This is a genomic window from Segeticoccus rhizosphaerae (assembly GCF_009192725.1).
Taxonomy (GTDB): domain Bacteria; phylum Actinomycetota; class Actinomycetes; order Actinomycetales; family Dermatophilaceae; genus Segeticoccus; species Segeticoccus rhizosphaerae.
In genome coordinates, this window is the sequence record NZ_VOHR01000391.1 from 1 (window position 1) to 3,158 (window position 3,158).

General features: G+C 71.2%; 4 protein-coding genes. 2 read left to right on the plus strand and 2 right to left on the minus strand.

Annotated elements, in window-relative coordinates:
* Window positions 1–1,041 (plus strand): LCP family protein (locus FRW57_RS19530; RefSeq protein ID WP_152186821.1); only part of this gene is annotated, 1,041 nt, incomplete at its 5' end.
* A 74-nt stretch (window positions 1,042–1,115) separates the two neighbouring features.
* Here FRW57_RS19530 and FRW57_RS19535 read toward each other — a convergent pair.
* Entirely contained in the window at window positions 1,116–2,084 is a 969-nt protein-coding gene (locus tag FRW57_RS19535) for a sigma-70 family RNA polymerase sigma factor (protein WP_152186822.1), read from the minus strand.
* Between the two features lie 39 nt (window positions 2,085–2,123).
* Here FRW57_RS19535 and FRW57_RS19540 point away from each other — a divergent pair, with 39 nt between their 5' ends.
* The gene (locus tag FRW57_RS19540) at window positions 2,124–2,618 is read left to right on the plus strand and encodes a DinB family protein (RefSeq protein ID WP_203230431.1); all 495 of its coding nucleotides are present in this window, start codon (window positions 2,124–2,126) and stop codon (window positions 2,616–2,618) included.
* 39 nt (window positions 2,619–2,657) lie between these two features.
* Here FRW57_RS19540 and FRW57_RS19545 read toward each other — a convergent pair.
* A partial coding sequence (locus FRW57_RS19545) for a DUF4352 domain-containing protein (RefSeq protein ID WP_152186823.1) occupies window positions 2,658–3,158 on the minus strand: 501 nt, incomplete at its 5' end.

Below are 3,158 nucleotides of genomic sequence, written 5' to 3' on the forward strand. Positions count from 1 at the left end.
TCTCGCGAGACGCCGAGGCCACCGGGGGCCGGCCTGCCAGACGGCCTCGCAGCCGTCATCGACCCCCTGTATGGCGGGGGCCGGGTCCCCGCGAGCAGCGCCGCCACCGCGGCGCTCAAGCATCGCCAGGTCTCCGACCGGCAGGTCCGGGTGAAGGGCGCCGTCGGCCGCTTCAAGGACGCCCGGGTCGCGGTGGTCACCGCGGGCAAGGACGTCACGCTGGCCGTGGAGCAGGGCAAGAGCTGGCGGGTCGTCGGCGGCTGGTGGCCCTCGCTGCGGGTCAAGCCGGTCCTCGGCGGCGACCGCCGGGTGCTGCTCATCGGTTCGGACGCCCGCGTGAGCCACGGGCAGAGGGTCGACCGTTCCCGCGCCGACAGCCTGCACGTCGTCGGAGTTGACGGGAAGGGCGGTGGTGGCGTGCTCGGCATACCCCGTGACTCCTACGTGTCGCTCTCCACCGGGGGCAAGAACAAGATCAACGCCGCCATGGTGTTCGGTGGGCCGAAGGCACAGCTCGAGACCGTGTGCCGTGCCACCCGGTTGCCGATCGAGGGCTACGTGCTGACCGGGTTCGGGGGCTTCAAGAAGGCGATCGACGCGGTCGGTGGCCTGCGCATCGACGTGCCCAAGGCGGTCAAGGGGGAGGCGTCCGGAGCGGATGTGGAGAAGGGCAGGCAGAAGCTCTCGGGCGAAGAGGCGCTGGCCTACGCGCGGGAGCGCAAGACGCTGCCGGACGGCGACTTCGGCCGCAGCCGCAACCAGGGCCTGGTCCTGCTCGCCGGGGCCGGCATGGTGCGGCTGTCCGGACCGCGCTCGCTGCCGACCTACCTGCAGAAGGTCGGGCCGCACGTCGAGACGGACCTGTCACCGGCACAGGTGCTGACCCTGACCGCCACGATCTTCCGGATGAACCCGGCCAAGGTGCGCAATGAGGTGGCCGTCGGCGGGTTCGGCACGTCTGCGGCCGGCGCGTCCATCGTGGTGCTCGGCGACACCGCGCGCCGGCTCTTCGCCGACCTGCGGGACGGCAACCTGTCCTAGGGTTCTGGTCCTCCGGTCGGCCATGCTCTCCGCGCGCCAGCCGGGTCGGCCGGCCCGCGGCACGCCGTTGCCGGTCAGGCGGTCACAGGCAGCACGAAGCTCGTGAACGCGTCGACCCCGATGAACGAGGTCACGTCGCCGATGGCGTCGTCGTGCACCGTCAGCACGTTCAGCGACCAGGCCCGGTAGGCGTCGTCGCCGGGGGCACGCAGATAGAGCGCGACCATGGGCTGTGCGTTCGCGGTGAGGGTTCGCGCGCGCCACTCGCCACACGAGCCGAGCGGCACGGCTCGCACGAACGGGCCGACGTGCTCGAGGCCCTGGTACCAGTGTGGGAGCGGTGGCATCGACCAGGTGACCCCCGCGCTGAGCAGCTCGATCAGCTCGTCGGCGTCGCCCCGCTCCAGGGCGGCGGCGAACCCGGTGACCAGCTTGCGCAGCCTCGTGTCGCCGAGCCGCCGCAGCGCCTGCTGCTGGCTGCCGGACGGCATATGCTCCCTGAGCGCCGCGCGGGCCCGTTGCAAGGCACTGTTCACGGCCGGCGTCGAGGTCTGCATCATGTCGGCGATCTCCTGCGCGGAGAAGCCCAGCACCTCGAACAGCAACAACGCCGCACGCTGGTTGCCGGGGAGGTGCTGCAGGGCTGCGACGAACGCGAGCTCGACCGCCTCGCGCTCCTCGAAGCGCGACTCCATCCCGCCGTCAGGATAGGGACCGAGCCACGCGACATCGGTGCGTGGCACGTCGTCGACGACCGGCTCCTGACTGGACGGGCCGAGATCGATCGGCAGGGCCCGGCGGCGACGCTCCGCGATCAGGTCCAGGCTGCACCGGGTGGCGATCGTGTACATCCACCGCCGCAGCGAGCTGCGGCCCTCGAAGCCGCCGAACCCACGCCAAGCCTGCACCAGCGCGTTCTGCAGGGCATCGTCGGCGTCGTGGACCGAACCCAGCATCCGGTAGCAGTGGGCGTGCAGCTCCCGTCGCAGTGGCGCGACGAGGTCGGTGAACGCGTCGTCGCTCGTGACAGAAACCTCACCCACAACCGATGATTATGCTCCGCCTGCTCCGTCACGACTTCCGTGACAGACAACGACGAGACGATGACCCTGCTGCACTACCTGGACGCCCAGCGCGACAGCGTCGTGGCGATCCTGGACGGGCTGGACGACAACCAGCTCAACACACCGGCAGTCGCGTCCGGGTGGACTCCGCTCGGGCTGGTGGCTCACCTGTGCGGCGCCGAGCACCTGTGGCTGCACCATGTGCTGGCCGGCTCGGCCGGCAACCTGCCGCCGTGGCCGCTGGACGGTCCCTACAGCCCGTTCACGGTGCGCGCGCAGACGGCCGACGTGGTCGACTTCTACCGGAAGCAGGCCGCGATCTCGGACCAGAACGTCGTCGTCGCCGACCTGGCGGCGCCACCCCGGGTCGCGCCACCGCCCGAGCTGGCCGAGTACGCACCGGACGGCCGCTCCGTGGTCCTGCACATGATCGAGGAGACCGCGCGGCACGCGGGCCACCTGGACATCGTCCGCGAGCTGATCGACGGCCGCACCGGGCTCGGGCCGCGATGACCCCTGCCCGGCGGTGCCCTCACGCATGTGGGGGCAGCGTCACCGGAGGCTGACCATCACGCCGCCGGAGAACATCGAGTCGTGCAGCTCGATGCTGGCGGGCTCGGCGTCCTTCGGCATGTCATAGACGAGCACGCCCTTGACGGTGTTGCCGGGGTTGATCTCGTTGAGGAAGACGTCGTTGCCCTCGATGGACATGGCCGCCACGGAGTCCGCGTCGAACTCACGGCCAGTGGCATCGCGGACGACCTGCGAGGTGTCGTCGAGCAGCTGGGACTCGTCGCCGATGTTCTTGACCGTGACGTGGACGAGCGCGAACCGGCCCTGGGCCTTCTCGCCCAGCAGGTCGCCGCCCACCTGCTTGATCCCGCGGTCCACCTTCGTCACGGTGAACTCGAACTTGCCGTCGCGCACGGCGGTGCCGATGCGCGGGAGACCGGCCCCGCTCGCATCCGGTCTCTCTGCCGCGTCTGCCGCCCCCGCAGCGTCTGCCGGCTTCGGGTCGTCGGCCTCCGGCCGGTCGGCGGCGCTCGGGCCGGC